The 16,731-nt window shown below is 73.2% G+C and carries 14 protein-coding genes and 1 pseudogene; 10 read left to right on the plus strand and 5 right to left on the minus strand.

What is annotated here, in order from left to right; translation table 11 throughout:
• The first annotated feature begins 275 nt into the window (after positions 1 to 275).
• The gene (locus ACZ3KJ_RS02935) at positions 276 to 1,184 is read left to right on the plus strand and encodes an ATP-grasp domain-containing protein (RefSeq protein ID WP_467524078.1); all 909 of its coding nucleotides are present in this window, start codon (positions 276 to 278) and stop codon (positions 1,182 to 1,184) included.
• Between the two features lie 108 nt (positions 1,185 to 1,292).
• Here the strand turns inward: ACZ3KJ_RS02935 and ACZ3KJ_RS02940 are convergent, their stop codons facing one another.
• A complete protein-coding gene (locus ACZ3KJ_RS02940) occupies positions 1,293 to 1,892 on the minus strand; it encodes a hypothetical protein (protein WP_467524079.1) in 600 nt (199 codons plus the stop codon).
• A gap of 283 nt (positions 1,893 to 2,175) precedes the next feature.
• On the opposite strand from ACZ3KJ_RS02940, the gene ACZ3KJ_RS02945 reads away from it, so the two are divergent.
• Positions 2,176 to 2,949 carry an IclR family transcriptional regulator gene (locus ACZ3KJ_RS02945; protein WP_467524080.1) on the plus strand — a complete coding sequence of 258 codons (774 nt, stop codon included), beginning with the start codon at positions 2,176 to 2,178 and terminating at the stop codon, positions 2,947 to 2,949.
• The gene (locus ACZ3KJ_RS02950; RefSeq protein ID WP_467524081.1) at positions 2,946 to 3,809 is read left to right on the plus strand and encodes an SMP-30/gluconolactonase/LRE family protein; all 864 of its coding nucleotides are present in this window, start codon (positions 2,946 to 2,948) and stop codon (positions 3,807 to 3,809) included. Before ACZ3KJ_RS02945 ends, ACZ3KJ_RS02950 begins: the two co-directional genes overlap by 4 nt.
• Before the next feature lie 153 nt (positions 3,810 to 3,962).
• Here ACZ3KJ_RS02950 and ACZ3KJ_RS02955 read toward each other — a convergent pair whose 3' ends face one another.
• The 3 genes and pseudogenes from ACZ3KJ_RS02955 to ACZ3KJ_RS02965 all read right to left on the minus strand — a co-directional run bounded on the left by ACZ3KJ_RS02955 (position 3,963) and on the right by ACZ3KJ_RS02965 (position 7,811).
• Positions 3,963 to 5,366, minus strand: coding sequence for an FAD-dependent oxidoreductase (locus ACZ3KJ_RS02955; RefSeq protein WP_467524082.1), 1,404 nt, complete (start codon positions 5,364 to 5,366; stop codon positions 3,963 to 3,965).
• Positions 5,367 to 6,111: 745 nt separating this feature from the next.
• Positions 6,112 to 7,152, minus strand: a pseudogene (locus ACZ3KJ_RS02960) (MAB_1171c family putative transporter); the annotation flags it as partial.
• Between the two features lie 50 nt (positions 7,153 to 7,202).
• Positions 7,203 to 7,811, minus strand: coding sequence for a toxin-antitoxin system, toxin component family protein (locus tag ACZ3KJ_RS02965; RefSeq protein ID WP_467524083.1), 609 nt, complete (start codon positions 7,809 to 7,811; stop codon positions 7,203 to 7,205).
• A gap of 268 nt (positions 7,812 to 8,079) precedes the next feature.
• Between ACZ3KJ_RS02965 and ACZ3KJ_RS02970 the strand changes: the two genes are divergently transcribed.
• The 6 genes from ACZ3KJ_RS02970 to ACZ3KJ_RS02995 all read left to right on the plus strand — a co-directional run bounded on the left by ACZ3KJ_RS02970 (position 8,080) and on the right by ACZ3KJ_RS02995 (position 14,302).
• Positions 8,080 to 9,438, plus strand: coding sequence for an extracellular solute-binding protein (locus tag ACZ3KJ_RS02970; protein ID WP_467524084.1), 1,359 nt, complete (start codon positions 8,080 to 8,082; stop codon positions 9,436 to 9,438).
• On the plus strand, positions 9,435 to 10,376 hold the full coding sequence (locus tag ACZ3KJ_RS02975) for a carbohydrate ABC transporter permease (protein WP_467524086.1): 942 nt from the start codon (positions 9,435 to 9,437) through the stop codon (positions 10,374 to 10,376). Before ACZ3KJ_RS02970 ends, ACZ3KJ_RS02975 begins: the two co-directional genes overlap by 4 nt.
• Entirely contained in the window at positions 10,373 to 11,233 is an 861-nt protein-coding gene (locus ACZ3KJ_RS02980) for a carbohydrate ABC transporter permease (RefSeq protein WP_467524088.1), read from the plus strand. The genes ACZ3KJ_RS02975 and ACZ3KJ_RS02980 overlap by 4 nt, the downstream gene beginning before the upstream one ends.
• A 21-nt stretch (positions 11,234 to 11,254) precedes the next feature.
• Entirely contained in the window at positions 11,255 to 12,223 is a 969-nt protein-coding gene (locus ACZ3KJ_RS02985; RefSeq protein ID WP_467524090.1) for an arabinan endo-1,5-alpha-L-arabinosidase, read from the plus strand.
• Positions 12,224 to 12,287: 64 nt separating this feature from the next.
• Positions 12,288 to 13,793, plus strand: coding sequence for an arabinosylfuranosidase ArfA (arfA, locus tag ACZ3KJ_RS02990; RefSeq protein WP_467524091.1), 1,506 nt, complete (start codon positions 12,288 to 12,290; stop codon positions 13,791 to 13,793).
• A gap of 50 nt (positions 13,794 to 13,843) precedes the next feature.
• Positions 13,844 to 14,302, plus strand: a complete 459-nt coding sequence (locus ACZ3KJ_RS02995) for an RrF2 family transcriptional regulator (protein WP_467524092.1) — start codon at positions 13,844 to 13,846, stop codon at positions 14,300 to 14,302.
• 13 nt (positions 14,303 to 14,315) lie between these two features.
• Here ACZ3KJ_RS02995 and ACZ3KJ_RS03000 read toward each other — a convergent pair whose 3' ends face one another.
• Positions 14,316 to 14,996: a macro domain-containing protein gene (locus ACZ3KJ_RS03000; RefSeq protein WP_467524094.1), complete on the minus strand. Its 681-nt coding sequence runs from the start codon at positions 14,994 to 14,996 to the stop codon at positions 14,316 to 14,318.
• A gap of 115 nt (positions 14,997 to 15,111) precedes the next feature.
• Here ACZ3KJ_RS03000 and ACZ3KJ_RS03005 point away from each other — a divergent pair, with 115 nt between their 5' ends.
• Positions 15,112 to 16,731, plus strand: coding sequence for an ADP-ribosyltransferase domain-containing protein (locus ACZ3KJ_RS03005; RefSeq protein ID WP_467524095.1), 1,620 nt, complete (start codon positions 15,112 to 15,114; stop codon positions 16,729 to 16,731).

Here is a 16,731-nt window from a genome sequence, read left to right on the forward strand (position 1 = left end):
GTCAGGATCGTCCATACCCCGGAGCGGGTGTCATCCGGTGCCGCCGGAGTCCGGTGTGATCTACGCCGCCTCCACCCCGGCTCCGGGGCGAGCGGGTCCGGACGCGGCGGTCCGGTCCGGCTCCGGGGCGAGCGGGTCCGGACGCGGCGGTCCGGTCCGGCTCCGGGGCGAGCGGCTCGGGGGCTTCGCCGGAGGGGAAGGTCGAACGGGTTGCCGCGGTCGCGCGGCCGGCGGTTAGCCTGCCCGGACACCTCCCGCACCCGAAGGAGTCCGCCGTGCCCCGCATCGCCCTCGCCACCTACGACCCCCGCCCGGAGCCCAGCAGGGACAGCGACCTTCCCGTCCTGCTGCGGGCCCTGGCGGACGCCGGGGCCGAGGCGGAGGCCGTGCACTGGGACGACGAGGACGCCGACTGGGCCTCCTACGACCTCGCCGTCATCCGCTCGACCTGGGACTACAGCTGGCGGGCGGCCGAGTTCACGGCGTGGGCGGAGCGCTGCGCCAAGGCGACACGGCTGGCGAACCCGGTCGGCGTCGTGCGCTGGAACGCCGACAAGCGCTACCTCGGCGACCTCGCGGCGGCCGGGGTGCCCGTCGTCCCCACCCGCTACCTGGCGCCCGAGGACGCCGAGGACGTCGGGGAAACGGTGGGCGGGGAGGGCGGTCCCGACCTCCCGGTCGACCACGAGTACGTGATCAAGCCCACCTCGGGGGCGGGCGCCCGCTACGCCGCCCGGTACACCCCCGACCGGCACGACACCGCCGTACGGCACCTCGCCCGGCTGCACGAGGAGGGGCTGACGGCGATGGTGCAGCCGTACGTGCGGTCCATAGACACCGGGGGAGAGCGGGCCCTCCAGTTCTTCGGCGGGCGGCTGCTGCACGCCAGCCGCAAGCGGGCCGTCCTGGCCCCCGGCACCGCCTTCGACGAGGACAAGGTCGCCCACCCCGGGCTGGAGCCGTGGACCCCGACCCCGGCCGAGCTCGCCGTGGCGGAGCGGGCACTGGCCGCCGTCCCCGAAGCGCCCGAGCTGCTGTACGCCCGCGTCGACCTCGTGACGGGGGACGACGGGGAGCCGCTGGTGATGGAACTGGAACTGGTCGAGCCGAACCTCTTCCTGTTCCTGCACCCGGAGTCGGTGCCCCGCGTCGCGGAGGCGATCCTGGCGGCCGCCACCGGCTGACCGCCCGCCACCCGCGCGTGGGTCCCTGACGGCCGGCCCCGCCCGTGTACGTGCCGGCCGCCGGCCCCCCCTCGCCGGTCCGGTCCGAACCGGCCCCGCCCCGCCCCGCTACCCCTGTACCGCCGTCCGCTGCAACAGACCCCAGGTGAACTCGGCGGCCACCTCCCGGCGTACGCCCCGGCGGTCCGGGGCGGTGAAGGCCAGGCCCCAACGGGTGGGGGCCGAGCCCTCCAGGGGGCGGGCGGGGGCGAAGGCGCGGGCGGCCTCGTCGACCGTGCACGACCAGGGGGTGAGATCGTCGAGGGTGCGCAGGATGGGCGGCTCGGCTCCGGGGGCGCGGACCAGCCACTCGTTCCAGACGGCGCCGCCCGGGGCGGTGAGCACCTCGAAGCGCAGGCCGGGCCAGAGCGGGAGCGGCCAGAGCCAGGCCTCGCAGTCGAGGTCGCCGATCCGGCGGGGCGTCCTCGACTCGGGCTCGCCCAGCACCGAGCGGTACCGGGAGAGCGAGCCACGGGCGCGCGGCGACCGCACCATCGCCTGCCACCGCTTGTTGGCCTCACGCATGCCGGCCAGCGAGACGCCCAGCCCGCGCCGGGCGTCCTCCACCAGGTCCGGGTTGTGGTCGGCCATCCGGCGCAGCAGCACCAGCTGGAAGTCGAGACGGGTGAACGGGCCGGCGGGGCGCTTCTCGGACGGCATGGTTCCCATCGTCGCCCATGCGCGGGCCGTCAGCGGGCCGTCAGCGGGCCGTGCGAAGGCCGTCCGAGGGCCGTCCGCGGGCCGTGCGAAGGCCGTCCGGGCGCCGCCACCCGCGGTCCCCGCGGGCGTCGCCCGCGGCGACCCCGGGCCTGTCGTCAGGTACTTCCCGTCGGGTGCGCCCCTCCCGGCCATTGCCCGCCGCGTCGCTGTGTGACTAGCCTGTGTTCGTCATGCCGATCGCCTGTTGAAATCTCGAACAGGCACCTGAGTCGACTTAGGGAGGGGGCCGGTCGTGGGACGACTCGTACCTGCCGTGACCCGAGCTCTCGACATTCTCGAGCTCTTCCTCGACGGGGACGGGACACTCTCCGCCCCCGACATCGTGCGCAGGCTGCAACTGCCGCGCACCACCGTGCACGAACTGGTGACCACGCTCGCCGCCCGGTCGTACATCGTCCCCGTGCCCGGACAGCCCGGACGCTACCGCCTCGGTGTCCGCCCGTACCAGCTCGGCAGCCGGTACGCCGAGCAGCTCGACCTGGCCGCCGAGGGCCAGCAGGTGGCCCGCACCGTCGCCGAGACCTGCGACGAGACGGTCCACGTGGCCATCCTCGAAGGGGCGGACGTCATCTACATCGCCAAGGTCGACTCCACGCACGCCGTGCGCATGGTGTCCGCGGCCGGCCGCCGTCTCCCGGCCCACTGCACCTCCGTCGGCAAGATGCTGCTGGCCTCCCTCCCCGAGCCGGAGCTGGCCGCCCGTATCCCCGACGACGCCGACCTCGTCGCCATGACGCCGAACAGCATCACCGACCCGGGCGCCCTGCGCGAGGCCCTGGCGGAGATCCGCGAGCGGGGCGTCGCGGTGGAGCGCCGTGAGTCCAACCCCGACGTCAGCTGTGTGGCGGCCCCGGTCCGCGACCGCACCGGCCGTGTCGTCGCCGCCCTGTCCATCTCCGTCCCCATGATCCGCTGGAGCGACGAGCGCCGCGCCGAACTGGAGCAGCTCGCCGCCAAGGGCGCCGCCGAGCTGTCCGAGCTCCTGGGCTACCGGAGCGTGGCATGACGACGACCCGCACGACGGCGTACGAGGTGGCGGTCCGGGCCGGGGCGACCCTCGGCGAGGGGCCGACCTGGGACGCGGCGGCCGGCCGGCTGCTCTGGCTGGACATCCTGGGCGCGCGCCTGCACACCTACGACCCCGCCACCGGCCGGCGCACGGTCCGGGTCGTCGACCAGCACGTCGGCGCGGCGAAGCCCCGCGCGGGCGGCGGACTGGTCCTCAACCTCCGGGACGGCGTGGCCCTGCTGGACGCCGACGGCGAGGGCCTGCGCTGGCTCCACCACGAGCCGGTCCCCGGCCGCCGCGCCAACGACGCCGCCGTCGCCCCCGACGGCTCCCTGTGGGCCGGCACCATGCGCTACGACGAGGCCCCCGGCGGCGGCACCCTCTCCCGCCTCACCGGGGCCGGACCGGCCGAGGTGGTCCTGGACGACGTGACCGTCAGCAACGGCACGGGCTGGAGCCCCGACGGCCGGCTCATGTACTACATCGACTCCCCGACCCGCCGGGTCGACGTCTTCGACCACGTGGACGGCCGGGTCTCCGGCCGCCGCCCGTTCGTGGAGATCGAGGACGGCGCCGGCTTCCCCGACGGCCTGACGGTCGACGCGGAGGGGTGCGTGTGGGTGGCGCTCTGGGACGGCGCGGCGGTGCGCCGCTACACGCCGGCGGGCGTACTGGACCGGGTCGTCGAGCTGCCGACCCCGCGCGTCACGGCGTGCGCCTTCGGCGGGGCGGACCTGACCGACCTGTACATCACGACGGCCCGGGTGGGCCTGGACGCCCCGCACCCGGTGGCCGGCTCCCTGCTGGTGGTCCCGGGGGCGGGCCGGGGCGTGGCCCAGCCGGCGTTCGACGGCTGAGCACCGGCACCGGGCGTCGATCCGGTGGGCCGGAGGGCCGGCCGGTGGGCCGGTGGGCCGGTGGGCCGGTGGGCCGGTGGGCCGGAGGGCCGGTGGGCCGGTGGGCCGGTGGGCCGGAGGGGGGTCGGGCCGAGCGGCCCCACCCCCCTCCGCCTACTCCAGTCCCGCCCGCTTCCTCTCGTCCCCCGTCAACGGCGGCCCGCTCAGCGCCGGCCGCAGCGGCCCCACCAGCGCCGCCGCCACGACCGACGGAGCCAGCAGCACCTCCGGGCCCCGCTCCAACGACGTCACGTCCGTCACCCGCCGGGCGATCCGCCCGTTCCCCGTCGCCGTGTACATCAGCCGGTCCACGTACGCGGCCACCAGCCGGTCCCGCACGGTCGGCCCGCCCTCCGTCGCCCCGGGGTAGAACACGTCCTGCCCGATCGCCAGCTGCCACGCCGCGCCGACCGGCTTCGACACCGCCTTCTGCACCCGGCGGGACAGCCCCGCCGACCCCCACCCGTGACGCCGCGTCACCTCCCGCAGCAGCAGCGCGCTCTGGGCGGCCACCGCCAGCCCGTGACCGTAGACGGGGTTCAGCGCGGCGAGCGCGTCGCCGATGACGGTGAAGTTCTCGGGCCACGCCGGCATCCGCTCGTAGAAGTGCCGGCGGTTCACGGTCGTCCGGGTGAAGGACACCTCGGTCAGCGGCTCGGCCTGTTCCAGCAGGCGCCCGATGAGGGGGTGCCGCAGCTCCTCACGGGCGAAGCGGACGAAGTCGTCCCCGTCGGCGGAGGGTTCGCCGCCGCGGGTGCCGGCCAGGGTGACGATCCACCGGCCGTCCTCGATGGGCAGGAGGACGCCCGACCGTCCCGGCCCCTCGGCCCGCGGATCGAGCTGCACGTTGACGACGGGGAAGCCGGAGCGGGCGTGCTCGGGCGCCCGGTAGAGCCGGCTGGCGTACGCAAGGCCGGCGTCGACCTCGTGCCGTTCGGCGGCGGGCAGCCCGAGGGCCGTCAGCCAGCGGGAGGCGCGGGAGGAGCGGCCGGTGGCGTCGACGACCAGGCCGGCCGCGAGGACCCGTTCGCCCTCGCCGGGCACCCGCACCCGCACGCCCGTGACGGCCGCCGCGCCGCCCTCCAGTCCCACCGCCTCCGCCCCCGCGAGCACCTCGATCCGGCGGTCGGCGAGGACGCGCGCGCGGAGGGTCGCGTCCAGCAGGTCCCGCCCGGCCAGGATCACGTGATGGGACTCGGCCCAGCGGCGGAACCAGCCCTGCGGGGACAGCCCGACCATGTCCGTGGTGACCGGTGCCCGGCGCGCCCCGGCCTCCCGCAGCGCGTCGGTGGTCCCCGGCAGCAGCTCCTCCAGGGCGCGGACCCCGCCCGACCACAGAATGTGGGCGTGGCGCGCCTGCGGCAGCCCCTTGCGGGGCGCCGGCTCCTCGGGCAGCGCGTCGCGCTCGACGACGACCACCCGGTCGGCGAACCCGGCCAGGGCACGCGCCGCGAGCATGCCGGTATGGGATCCCCCGAGGACGACGGCGGTTCTCTCGGGGGTGGACGGTTCAGTCATGCGTGGACACGCTCTCTGCCGGGGCGGCCGCGCGGGCGCGAACCGCGGTGATCTCGTCGGGGCGGCGCAGGATGTCGGACACGGCCTGGATCTCCTGCAACAGGTAGGCGGTGTCCGGCTCGGACGACGGGAACACCGCACCGGCGGCCCCCGCGGTACCGTCCGCGCCGCTCGCACCGGCGGCCGCTGCGGTACCGTCCGCGCCGCTCGCACCGGCCGCGGCCGTCGCGCCCGGTGCGTCGGACGCGGCTGTCGGCCCGGGCGCACGGGACACGCCGGCCGCGGAGGAACCGTCGGACGGCCCGGACGCGCCGGAGACACCGGTCACGCCGGGCGCTCGCGACGCACCGGACGCACTGGGCGTACCGGAGGCGGCGGGCGCATACGGCGCCCGCACCCCGCCAGCCGGCAGGGCTCCGCCCGTGGTCCGTGCCCTGCCCAACTGCCCGTCCCCGCCCGCCGCCAAGGCCCCGCCCGATGGTCCGCCCCCGCCCGCCGCCAGGGCCCCGCCCGTGGTCCGTGCCCTGCCCGACTGCCCGTCCTCGCCCGCCGGCAGGGCCCCGCCCGTGGTCCGTGCCCTGCCCAACTGCCCGTCCCCGTCCGCCGCCAAGGCCCCGCCCGATGGTCCGCCCCCGCCCGCCGCCAGGCCCCCGCCCCACGGTCCGGACGCTCCCGACGTGCCCCCGCCCGACGGCCGGTCCCCGTCCCCGCTCCGCCCCCCGGAACGCTCCCCGCCGCCCCCCGCCTCCCCGGCCGCGACGGCGTCCAGGATGGTCACGGCGGCGGCGAGGGCCCGTGCCCGTCCCTGGTCGTGGCCGAGTGCGAGGGCAGCGTCGTGGGCCCGGCGGCGCAGGTCCTCGTCGAGGTGACGGGAGAGCTGGAGCAGCGCGTCGCGGATGTAGGTCTCGCGGCGGATCAGCCGGATCTCGGGGGTGGCGCGCAGGGCGAAGGGCTCCCGGTGGCCGGTGACGCTCCGCACGAGCCGGGCCATGGGCGCGAGCGCGCGGCGCCGGCGGCTGACCAGCCAGCGCTCCTGGAGGTACTGGCCGGCGTGCGGGACGATGATGCCGACGGCGACCATCGTGGCGCCGACGCAGGCGGCGGACGGCGCGATGTTGGTGTTGAGCCAGTCCAGGTCGTACCCGGCCCAGCGGGCCCCGATCGCGGTGAACTTGGCGGCGCTGAACAGCAGGTTGGTGACGTACCCGACGCTGAGGAAGCGCAGCCCCCAGCGGAGCCAGCCGTCGAGGCCGTCGGTGCGGATCCACGTCCAGATGAGCCGTGCGGTGATGGAGCAGGCCACGGTGTGCACGATCAGGTAGAGCAGGATCTCCTCGCGCATGAACGGCGTGCTCGCGTAGTAGGTGTCGAGGTCCCGGATCTGCTCGACGGGCACGTCCGCGAGGGCGAACAGGACCCACAGGGCGACCACGACGGCCGCGTAGACCGAGACCACCCACCGGGTGGCGCGGCGGGTCTGCGGCGAGCGCTCGGTGCCGCCGTTGCGCCAGGCGATGATCAGCAGCAGCCAGGACGCGGACAGCGCGGTGAGCAGGGAGTACACCCAGGGCGCCGCGATGTTCGGCACACCGGTGACCCGGTTGGTCCAGGCGATGGTGCCGGGCGCCGCGAAGACGAACACCGCGCAGGCGAACACCAGCAGGCCGCCGACGGCCCGCAGCAGCGGGTCCCGCCACAGCTTGAGGATGCTGGGCAGTTTGATCGCGAGGGCGGCGGCCAGGACGACGGTGGGCAGCCAGAAGGAGACGTACACGCCGCTGAGCAGGTCGTCCGCCGACGCGGTGGCTCCCGGCCCGGCGAGCCCCACGGCCCCCGTCACCGCGCCGTACCGCCGCGCCCGCGGTAGCCCAGGGTCCGCTGGACCGGGTCGGGGGGCGTACCGGGGGCCGGCCCGGACAGGTACGGCCGCAGGGCGGCCGCGAGCCGGTGCCCGAAGGCGTCGGCCTCGGCCTCGTCGTGCTCGCGGGAGCCGTCGCGGGCGGCGACGGCCAGGGCGACGTCGTCCCAGCCGGGCCGTCCGGCCAGCGCGTGCGCGGCGGCCGCGCCCACGCCGTGGTGGTGGTGCCGGTGGCCGGCGTGCAGATGCCACAACTCATGGCCCAGGATGACCAGTTGCTGGACGTCCTCGGCGCGTTCCTCGACGATGACGAGGTCGAAGTCGTGGAACTCCACGCACAGTCCGGTCACGTCGAACTCGTCGGGGAACCGCTCGAAGCGCAGTTCCACGGGCCGGCCGCCGCGCAGCGCCGCCATCGCCTCGCACAGGGCCCGGGACACCTCCCGCGCGCCGGCCGGGGGGCGGGGCCGTGCCCGCAGCGCCGCGGAGAGGCCGCCGGCCAGTTCGCGCATGGCCGGGCCGGTCCTGGCGCGGCGCAGCGCCGAGGCGATCCGGGCCGCCCTGCCGCGGGTGCCCGACCTGTCCATCCGGTCCCCTCTCCCACCGCCCCGCGGCGGCCTGTTCGAGCCTACGCGGCCGGATGTGTCCGCGTCACGCGATGCCGTTCACAGGTTCGCCTCCGGCGTAGGCCGGAGTTCCGCTCCGGCATCGGCCGGACGGAAAGCGCTGTCGGGGGCGGGCGGGAAGTCCGTCCCGCAAGTCGTGTCAGAACCATTGACGCGCGGCCGCATCGAACCTACGGTCCCGTTCGAAGTTACGAGCGCTATTCGACATGCCGAACGACAGGGGCAAGGTATGGGACAACCTGGCCTGAACCGCAGGCAGCTTCTGGCTGCCGTGGGAGGACTGACCGTCGCTGGAAGCTTCGGCTTCGCCGCACTGGGCACAGGAGCCGACGCACTGGCCGCCGGTTCTCAGACTCGGGTGCGGTACTGGAACCTCTTCAGCGGCGGTGACGGATACAACATGATCGCGATGCTGGACTCCTTCCGCGCGGAGCATCCGGACATCGCGGTGAAGGACTCCACGCTCCAGTGGGGCAGCCCCTTCTACACCAAGCTGGCCATGGCGGCGGCGGGCAACCGCGCACCCGACCTCGGTGTCATGCACCTGGGCAGGGTGACCGGCTTCTCGCCGGGCCGCCTCCTCGACCCCTTCGACGTCGACCTGCTCGCCGAGTACGGCGTGCGGGAGGCGGACTTCAACCCCGAGCTGTGGAAGCGCGCCGTCATCGACGGCAAGCTCTACGCCCTCCCGCTCGACATCCACGTCCAGCTCTGTTACTACCGCAAGGACGTGCTGAAGAAGGCGGGCCTGCTCGGTGCCGACGGGCGCATGGTGCCCGTGACGTCGGTCGACGAGTGGTTCGACGTCCTGAAGGAGGCCAAGAAGGCCACCGGCAAGGGCCTCCAGACCATCGGCCTGTGGCACAACGACCAGAACTTCCAGTGGTGGTTCTTCGTCGCCTTCTACACCCAGCTCGGCGGCACCTGGTTCAACGACGCCAACACCGAGGTCACCTTCGACACGGACAAGGCCACCCAGGTCCTGGAGTTCCTGCGCCGGCACATCACCGACGGCTACGCCAACCCGGCCTACGGCGGCGGCGCGGGCGCCGAACAGTTCGTCAACGGCGCCCCCTTCGCCTGGGAGGGCAACTGGTCGGTGCCGGTCTTCGACGCCGCGAAGGTCGAGTACGGCGCCACCCCGCTGCCGCCCGTCTTCGGCAAGCAGGCCACGCACGCCGAGTCCCACTCCTTCGTACTGCCGCATCAGGCGGAGCGCGGCGGCGCCGCCAACGAAGGCGCCCACCGGCTCGCCGCCTACGTGGTCAAGCACGCCCGGCAGTGGGCCGCCGGCGGCCACATCCCCGCCTACACGCCGACCCTGTCCACGGCCGCGTACCAGAAGCTGGAGCCGCAGAACGAGTACGTCTCGGCCATGGACCACCAGGCCACCGAGCCGAAGGTGTGGTTCGCCGGCTCCACCGGCATCCTCGCCCAGCGCGTCGGCCCGATCGTCGTCTCCTCGACGGTGGGCTCCGCCAAGCCGGACGCGGTCGCCCGCCGGATGAAGAGCACGCTCACCGAACTGCTCGCCTCGAAGAACCCCATGGACGGCAGGACCGCCGCGCAGGGAGGTGCGGTCGCATGACGACGACCAGCGCAGAGACCGTCATCGCACCGGCCCGCGCCAAGGCCGCCGTGCCGAGTGCCGCCGTCCGCCGCAAGCAGGGCTTCCAGCACGGCGCCTGGTTCGTCGCCCCGTTCCTGGCCCTGTTCGCCCTCTTCGTGATCTGGCCGCTGCTGCGCGGCGTCTACCTCAGCTTCACGGACGCCAACATCTCCGGTGACGGCGCGGGCTTCGTCGGCCTCGACAACTACCGCGAGGCCCTCCAGGACGAGCTGATGTGGGACGCGCTCGGCCACAGCGCGTACTTCACGCTCCTGGTCGTGCCCTGCATCACCGTGATGGCCTTCCTCCTCGCGATGCTCGCCCACCACATCGAGCGCGGCAAGTGGCTGTGGCGGCTGTGCTTCTTCGCCCCGTTCCTGCTGCCCTCCACCGTCGCGGGCAACCTGTGGCAGTGGCTGTTCAACCCCGGCAACGGCATGATCAACCACGTCTTCGGCCTGGAGACGCCCTGGCTGACCGACAAGTCGTACGCCATGCTCGCCATCGTCATCACCACCCTGTGGTGGACGGTCGGCTTCAGCTTCCTGCTCTACCTCGCCGCCCTCCAGGGCATCCCCGGCCACCTCTACGAGGCGGCCAAGCTGGACGGCGCGAACGCCTGGCACCGCATGGTGCACATCACCCTGCCGATGCTGCGCAACATCACCGGCCTCGTCATCGCCCTCCAGATCCTCGCCTCGCTCCAGGTCTTCGACCAGGCCGTCGTGATGCTGGACTTCGGGCCCGGCCCGGAGAACTCGACCAGGACCTTCGTGCAGTACACCCTCGAAGAGGGCTTCACCAGCTACCGCGTGGGCTACGCCTCCGCCATCTCCATCATCTTCTTCGTGATCATCGCGGCCGTCGCCCTCGCGCGGATGTGGCTGCTGCGCAACCGTGAGGAGGGCGGCCGATGAGCACCGCCGCACAGACCCGCGTCAAGCCCCGCAGCGCCTGGCCCGCCAGCCAGATCGTGCTCACCCTCCTCGGCGTCGTCGTCTCCGCGGTCTTCCTCGCCCCCCTCGCCTGGGCGCTGTTCACCTCGCTCAAGTCGGAGACCGAGGCCGTCGAGGTGCCGACGCACTGGCTGCCGAAGGACTGGACCGGCCAGGCCTGGTCGGCGATCTTCGAGTCCGGCAACATCACCAACTGGTTCGTGAACTCGCTGGTCGTCTCGGTGTGCGTGACCGCCGTCGTGCTGACCGTGGCCGCGCTCGCCGGATACGGCTTCGCCCGCACCGAGTTCCGCGGCAAGAACGTCCTGCTGGGCGTGGTCATGGCCGGCCTGATGGTCTCCCCGGCCGTCCTCGGCGTCCCGCTGTTCACCACGGTCCAGCAGATGGGCATGGTCGACACCTACTGGGGCATGATCCTGCCGCAGTGCGCGCCCGCCGCGATGGTCTTCATCCTCTACAAGTTCTTCCAGGGCATCCCGCGCGAACTGGAGGAGGCCGCGTTCATCGACGGCGCGGGCCGCTGGCGGGTCTTCTTCACCATCGTCCTGCCGCTCGCCCGGCCCTCGCTCGCCGCGGTCGGCATCTTCACGTTCATCGCGTCGTGGAACAACTTCCTGTGGCCTTACATGGTCACCAACAACCCCGACCTGATGACCATGCCGAACGGCATCGCGACCGTCATGAACTCCTACGGCATCCAGTGGGCCCAGCTCATGGCCGGCGGACTGATGGCGGGCCTGCCCCTGATCATCGTCTTCGTCTTCTTCCAGCGGCAGATCGTGACGGGTGTCGCCCACACCGGTCTGGCCGGCCAGTAACCCCTTCGAGGAGAGCCTGAGTTGAAGCGCTTCAGACTCGCCGCGCTGCTCGCCGCCGCAGCCGTGGCCCTGCTCCCGGGCACCGCCCGGGCGGACACCGGCTACCCCGACCCCCGGCCGATCACCGGCCAGGAGATCATCCACGACCCCACCGTCTCCCACCTCAAGTCCGGCCAGTACGTGGCCTACTCGACCGGCGGGATCATCGGCGCCCGCCTGTCGGACGACGGCACGCAGTGGGACGACGCGGGCAACGCCTTCGCCGAGCCCCCGAGCTGGTGGTACGAGTACAACGACACCGGCGACCCCTGGGCCCCCGACCTCTCCTACCGCGCGGGCCGCTACTGGCTCTACTACGCCGTCTCCTCCTGGGGCACCAACCACTCCGCGATCGGCGTGGCCACCTCCCCGAGCGGCCTGCCCGGCACCTGGACCGACCAGGGCAAGGTCTTCACCTCCGAGACCACCGACACCTGGAACGCCATCGACCCCGCCCTGATCCAGGCGGACGGCAAGCTGTGGATGGCCTTCGGCTCGTACTGGACGGGCATCCGCATGGTCGAGCTCGACCCGAGGACCGGCAAGGCGGTCACCGGTGCCACCGTCCACCACCTGGCGACCCGCCCCGACGCGCCGTACGCGGTGGAAGGCCCGTACGTCGTCAAGCACGGCCGCTACTACTACCTCTTCGCCTCCTACGACGCGTGCTGCTCGGGCGTGAACTCGACCTACAAGATCAAGGTCGGCCGCTCCACCTCGGTCACCGGCCCCTACGTCGACAGCACGGGCACGGCCCTCCTGGAGGGCGGTGGCGACCTGCTGCTGGAGGGCCACGGCAGGTACGTGGGGACGGGCGGCCAGTCCGTCTTCCAGGACAAGGGCGGCGACTGGCTCGCCTACCACTACTACGACGCCGAGGACGACGGCACGCCCAAGCTGGGGCTCAACAAGCTGAGCTGGCAGAAGAACGGCTGGCCGGTCGTCCGGTAGGCGACGCGCGACCAGCTCCCACCCCTCCCCGCAGACGGAACACGACCCCCCTCGAAAGGAAGAAATGCGCACCGCCCGTTTCACCCTCGACCCCGCCTTCACCGTCGGTGAGGTCAACCCCCGCCTGTTCGGCTCCTTCGTCGAGCACCTCGGCCGCTGCGTCTACACGGGCATCTACGAGCCCGGCCACCCCACCGCCGACGACGCCGGCCTGCGCCAGGACGTCCTGGACCTGGTCCGCGAACTCGGTGTCACGGCCATCCGCTACCCCGGCGGGAACTTCGTCTCCGGCTACAAGTGGGAGGACTCCGTCGGCCCGGTCGAGGAGCGCCCCCGCCGCCTCGACCTGGCCTGGCGCACCACGGAGACCAACCGCTTCGGCCTCTCCGAGTACATCGCCTTCCTGAAGAAGGTCGGCCCCCAGGCCGAGCCCATGATGGCCGTCAACCTCGGCACCCGCGGCGTCGCCGAGGCCATCGAGCTCCAGGAGTACGCCAACCACCCCTCCGGCACGGCCCTGTCGGACCTGCGCGTCGAGCACGGCGACAAGGACCCGTTCGGCATCCGGCTGTGGTGCCTGGGCAACGAGATGGACGGCCCCTGGCAGACCGGCCACAAGACCGCCGAGGAGTACGGCCGCCTCGCCGCCGAGACCGCCCGCGCCATGCGCCAGATCGACCCGGACGTCGAACTCGTCGCCTGCGGCTCCTCCGGCCAGTCCATGGACACCTTCGCCGAGTGGGAGGCGACGGTCCTCCAGGAGACGTACGACCTGGTCGACCACATCTCCCTGCACGCCTACTACGAGCCGCACGACGGCGACGTCGACTCCTTCCTGGCCTCCGCGGTGGACATGGAGTCGTTCATCGAGAACGTCGTCGCCACCTGCGACCACGTCGGCGCCCGCCTGAAGTCGAAGAAGAAGATCAACCTCTCCTTCGACGAGTGGAACGTCTGGTACCTGTCCCGGACCGCGGCCGAGGTCAGCGCCCTGGACTGGCCCGAGGCGCCCCGCCTGCTCGAGGACAACTACAACGTCACCGACGCGGTCGTCTTCGGCTCGCTGCTCATCGCCCTGCTCCGGCACGCCGACCGGGTGACCGTCGCCTGCCTCGCCCAGCTCGTCAACGTGATCGCCCCGATCATGACCGAGCCGGGCGGCCCGGCGTGGCGCCAGACCACGTTCTTCCCCTTCGCGCAGGCCTCGAAGTACGGCCGGGGCGAGGTCCTCGACGTGCGCGTGGACTCCCCGACGTACGAGACGAAGCGGTACGGCGAGGCGGACCTGCTGCACGCCACCGCCGTGCGCGGCGAGGACGGCACGGTCACCGTGTTCGCCGTCAACCGCGGCCGGAGCGAGGCGCTCCCGCTGGAGGTGGCGCTCGGCGGTCTCGGGGTGAGCCGGCTCGTCGAGCACAGCGTGCTCTCCGACGCCGACCCGGACGCCCGCAACACCCTCGCCGAGCCCGAGCGGGTGACCCCGCACGCGGGCGAGGGCACGGCGCTCACCGACGGGACGCTCACGGCGACGCTGGAGCCGCTGTCCTGGAACGTGATCCGGCTGGCCTGAGCCGGGGTGCCGGTGCGCCGCCGGACGGCGGCGCACCGGACAATGTCCGTATGAGGATCTCGGCACGGGCGGACTACGCGGTGCGGGCGGTACTGGAGCTCGCCGTACGGCAGGGCGGCGACCCGGTGAAGGCGGAGACCGTCTCCGCCGCGCAGGGCATCCCGCACAAGTTCCTGGAGGGGATCCTCGGCGACCTGCGGCGCGGCGGGATCGTCGACAGCCGGCGCGGAGGGGGCGGCGGCTACCGGCTGGCCCGCGACCCCGAGGGCATCACCGTCGCCGACGTGATCAGGGCGGTCGACGGCCCGATCGTGTCCGTCCGCGGCGAACGCCCGACCGACCTCGCCTACACCGGTTCCGCCCGGCCCCTGCTGCCGCTGTGGATCGCCCTGCGCGCCAACGTCCGCCAGATCCTGGAGGGCGTCACGATCGCCGACGTCGCGGCGGACGCCCTCCCGGGCCCCGTACGGGCCCTCGCGGCGGAACCGGCGGCCTGGGAGAACCCCTGAGCCGGCGGCCCCGTCAGCGGCGGGCGGCGGTGCGCTTCGGCGGCGCGATGCGCACCCGGGTCTCCGCGGGGGCGTTCTCTATGTCGTCGAGCTGCGCGACGATCGTGGCGCGCAGCTCGTCGTCGTCCTCGAAGGTGTGGTCGTTGAACAGCGTGTAGCCGGTCCACATCAGGTTGGCGCACACCCGTGCCGGGACCCGGCCGGTCCGGGCGCCCATCCCGACCAGCGCCACCGATCCGATGCTGCCCGGCGCCCGGTCGTTCTGCCGGTGGACCGCCTGGAACGCGGCGGCGCACGCCAGGGCCACGTTCAGCGTCTCGCTCACGTTCTGCGAGGACGTCTCCATCGTCGGCGTGGAGATCAGGAACCTCGGGTTGACCGCCCCGGACGGCACGCACACCGCGCTGCCCACCGGCAGGAGCCCGCCCTCGAACCCGTCGCGGATCGCCCGCTGCACGCGCAGCTGGATGCCCGCCCCGAGATGCCGCTTGACGACCTGGTCGACCCCGCCGTCCATCCGGCCCCGCGAGTTGGTCGGGCTGACCCACGCGTCGGCCTCCTGGTCGAGGAGCGAACCCTTGCGGATCTCGATCCCGGGGGTGTCGGCGAACGCCGCCCGCCAGGCCTCCACCACCTTCGTGTTGACGTCGGTCAACACGACCTTGAGCGGCGCCTGCTCGCGGTTCACGGTCATAGTGCACTCCCACGTGAGAATCGGTCCATCCACCGCTTCCGGACGCTAGCGCCCCCCACTGACAACGCGGTTGGCGCGGGCCGGACTGTCAGACCCCGCTGTTAGCCTCCCGGCCATGATCGATGCCAACGCCCCCGCCCAGCCCGACCCGAACGACCCGCTGGGCCTCACCGGCCTGTTCCAGGGCGGCGGTGAGCCGTGGCTTCCGTTGCTGAAGCCGGTCATCGAGGCGCAGCCGGACGCGGCCGCGTTCATCGGCCCGGACCGCGGCCCGGACGTCGTCCCCGTCCGCGAACTGACCTTCCAGGCGCTCAAGCCCCACCCGCCGCACCAGTGGAAGGTCGTCGTCTTCGGCCAGAACCCGTATCCGCGGCCGGAGAGCGCCACCGGCATCGCCATGTTCGACAACACCTTCCACGACTGGAAGGACAGCCAGTTCGGCAGGGTCGTCAGCATCCGCTGCATCATCAAGGCGGCCGCGATGTGGAAGTACGGCATCCCCAAGAAGACGCCGATCGCCGACCTGCGCGCGCTGCTGGAGCAGCGGGACACCGTCCAGCCGCCGGAGTGGTTCCAGGCGATGCTCACCCAGGGCGTCCTGCTGCTGAACGCGGCCCTCACCGCCGGCAGCGACAATCCGCGCGGAGCCGACCCGCACACCGCGTTCTGGCGTCCGGTCGCCGAGCGGATCGTCGAGGAGATCCTCAAGGCCAAGCAGGACGCCGACGAGGCGGACCGGGGGGTCGTCTTCGCCTGGTGGGGGGCTCACGCGCGTGCCCTGAAGAAGGTCGTCCTCCGGCTCCAGGAGAAGTACCCCGACGTCGAGGTCCGGCACATCGACCACCCCAACCCCGCCGCGCAGGGGGACGTCTTCTGCGAGGGCGACCATTTCGCGACGGTCAACGACGCCCTCGCCTCGCTCGGCGCGGACGGGATCGACTGGCTGCCGAGCCGGGGGTGGGACCGGCAGGCGGCGGGGACCGGGGGCGGGGCGGGCGGCGACACCGCCGAGCGCATGGGCGCGTTCATCGCGTCCACCATGGAGCTGCACCAGCTGTACCTGGAGCGGCTCGCCGGCGTCAAGGACGAGGGTCTCGTCCTCGACGCGATCACCGGGGTGTCCGACACCCCGCTCATGGACTTCCGTGACGCCGTCTCCCCGGTCGCCGGCCTGCTGGCGCAGCTCGACCGGCACGTGCAGCGGTCGCACGAGTTCGGCAAGCGGCGAGCCGACGAAGCGGCCGGCGACCTGTCCGCCGACGCGATCGCCGCCCTCCACCTGTACACCTGCGAGTCGGCGTTCTACCGGGAGATCAACTCCGTTCTGCGCGCCCCCGACCGGTCGAAGGTCGTCCCGTACCTGCCCTACCTGCGGCTGCTGTTCTCGGCGGTGTCGCGCCTGCCCGCCCGCACCCGGCCGCTGTGGCGCGGGGTGCCGCTGGACCTGCGGGCGCAGTACCCCCTCGGGCGGACCGTGACCTGGTGGGGCGTCTCGTCCTGCACGTCCGAGCGCGGCGTGGCGCGGGCGTTCCTCGGCAGCCGCGGCAAGCGGACGCTCTTCGAGGTGCAGCCCCGGCGGGCGGTCGGCATCCGTGACTTCTCCGCGTTCACGGGCGAGGAGGAGTTCATCCTGCTGCCGGGGACGCGGCTGAGGGTGACGGGGGTGACGACCGAGCGCGGCGGCCTGTGCACCGTGAAGCTGGCCGAGTCGGAGGAACTGCCCCTGGTGTCCTGA

It is taken from the genome of Streptomyces sp. NPDC003248, assembly GCF_055563235.1.

Excerpts from the sequence above, each read along its gene's own strand:
- ACZ3KJ_RS02940 (WP_467524079.1), bottom strand. The coding sequence starts at position 1,892 with ATGGGAACCATGCCGTCCGAGAAGCGCCCCGCCGGCCCGTTCACCCGT.
- ACZ3KJ_RS02950 (WP_467524081.1), top strand. The coding sequence starts at position 2,946 with ATGACGACGACCCGCACGACGGCGTACGAGGTGGCGGTCCGGGCCGGG.
- ACZ3KJ_RS02955 (WP_467524082.1), bottom strand. The coding sequence starts at position 5,366 with ATGACTGAACCGTCCACCCCCGAGAGAACCGCCGTCGTCCTCGGGGGA.
- ACZ3KJ_RS02965 (WP_467524083.1), bottom strand. The coding sequence starts at position 7,811 with ATGGACAGGTCGGGCACCCGCGGCAGGGCGGCCCGGATCGCCTCGGCG.
- ACZ3KJ_RS02970 (WP_467524084.1), top strand. The coding sequence starts at position 8,080 with ATGGGACAACCTGGCCTGAACCGCAGGCAGCTTCTGGCTGCCGTGGGA.
- ACZ3KJ_RS02975 (WP_467524086.1), top strand. The coding sequence starts at position 9,435 with ATGACGACGACCAGCGCAGAGACCGTCATCGCACCGGCCCGCGCCAAG.
- ACZ3KJ_RS02980 (WP_467524088.1), top strand. The coding sequence starts at position 10,373 with ATGAGCACCGCCGCACAGACCCGCGTCAAGCCCCGCAGCGCCTGGCCC.
- arfA (WP_467524091.1), top strand. The coding sequence starts at position 12,288 with ATGCGCACCGCCCGTTTCACCCTCGACCCCGCCTTCACCGTCGGTGAG.
- ACZ3KJ_RS02995 (WP_467524092.1), top strand. The coding sequence starts at position 13,844 with ATGAGGATCTCGGCACGGGCGGACTACGCGGTGCGGGCGGTACTGGAG.
- ACZ3KJ_RS03000 (WP_467524094.1), bottom strand. The coding sequence starts at position 14,996 with ATGACCGTGAACCGCGAGCAGGCGCCGCTCAAGGTCGTGTTGACCGAC.
- ACZ3KJ_RS03005 (WP_467524095.1), top strand. The coding sequence starts at position 15,112 with ATGATCGATGCCAACGCCCCCGCCCAGCCCGACCCGAACGACCCGCTG.